The sequence below is a fragment of the Frankia sp. AiPs1 genome (genome assembly GCF_023716945.1).
Taxonomy (GTDB): domain Bacteria; phylum Actinomycetota; class Actinomycetes; order Frankiales; family Frankiaceae; genus Frankia.
This window is the reverse complement of record NZ_JAMQQF010000919.1, coordinates 1-1475: the sequence shown is the minus strand read 5'-3', so window position 1 is coordinate 1475 and position 1475 is coordinate 1. Positions and strand designations below refer to the sequence as shown.

Sequence of the window (1475 nt, the reverse complement as noted above, 5' to 3'; positions counted from 1 at the left end):
GGGTTCGCCCGGTTCACCCTTGCCGACCTCGCCGGCCGGCTGCTCACGGCGGCGTACGCGCAGAGCCCGACCGACCGGCCGAGCTGGTCGACGCAGGCGCCGGTCGTCCCGCACCTGCTGGCGGCCCTGGACACCCTCGACGATCCCGACGACCCGCACCAGCTCCACGCCTGGGCCGACGTCCACTGCTCCCGCCTGTACGCCCGGGGTGCCTACGCGGCGGCCGAGCACCTCGCCCGCGACCTCTACCGGCGCAACCTCGGGCGGTTCGGCCCGGACCATCGCGACACCCTGGCCACCGCGAACAACCTCGCCGTCGCCCTGCTCGCGGTCGGGCAGCGGGAGGCCGCGTGGGAGCTGGAACGCGACACCCTGGCCCGGCGGCTGCACTACCTCGGCGAGAACCACCCGGACACCCTGGCCACCGCCGCCAACCTGGCGTTCGTGCTGTGGGAGCTGGGCGAGCACGAGCCCGCCCGCGGCCTGCACGCCGACACCGTCATCCGGTCCCGCGCGACCCTCGGCGAGGACCACGCCGACACGCTCGCCCGTGCCCATCAGCTCGCCGGGCGACTCGGCGACCTCGGCGACCTCGGCGACCTGCGGGACGCGCGAGCCCTCATCGAGGACGTGCTCGCCCGCCGGCGCCGCCTGCTCGGCGGGGACCATCCCGAGACCCTCGACACGACGTCCGATCTGGCCGCCATCCAGCGGGGCCTTGGCCAGTTCCGGGCGGCTCGCGCGCTCGACGAGGACCTGCTCGCCCGGCTGCGCCGGCTGCTCGGCGACGACCATCCCGACGTCCTTGCCTTCGCCAGCCGGCTCGCGAGCAACCTGGACGACCTGGGCGAGTTCCAGTCCGCCCGGCGGCTCGCCGAGGAGGTGCTGGCCCGGCGCCGTCGCCTGCTCGGCGACGACCATCCCGACACGCTGGCCTCGACGCACAGCCTGGCCGCCAGCCTGTCGGCGAGCGGTGACTACCGCGGTGCGCAGGAGCTGTTCGAGGAGGCGTTGGGCCGTTGGCGCGGCCAGTTCGCCGCCGCCCGCAGCCGGACCGACCGCGCGGTCCGCCGTCCCCGCCCGCACCCGGACGGCGGCATGGCATCCTGACGCCGGACGGGACGGACGCCGCGCAGGACGGACGCCGCGCGGATGTGACTGCGTGGGATGTGACTGCGTGGGATGTGGCTGCGCGGGACGGCGCGGCGGGACGGCGCGGGGGCGGAGCGGCGATGGCGGACACGAGCGCCCGGATGCTGCGGTTGCTGTCCCTGCTGCAGACGCACCGCTACTGGCCGGGCGGCGAGCTCGCCGAGCGGCTCGCCGTCAGCCCCCGCACGCTGCGCCGCGACGTCGACCGGCTGCGTGAGCTCGGCTACCCGGTCCAGGCCACCCGCGGGGTGGCCGGCGGCTACCAGTTGCGGGCCGGCACGGCCATGCCGCCGCTGCTGCTCGACGACGCCGAGGCCGTCGCC

The 1475-nt window shown here is 76.3% G+C and carries 2 protein-coding genes; both read left to right on the top strand.

Features of this window, described 5'->3' with window-relative positions; translation table 11 throughout:
• Window positions 1-1110: tetratricopeptide repeat-containing protein (locus ND748_RS31875; RefSeq protein ID WP_251749990.1), on the top strand; the 1110-nt coding region annotated here is incomplete at its 5' end.
• Window positions 1111-1232: 122 nt separating this feature from the next.
• The coding region (locus tag ND748_RS31870) for a YafY family protein (protein ID WP_251749989.1) at window positions 1233-1475 on the top strand (243 nt) is incomplete at its 3' end.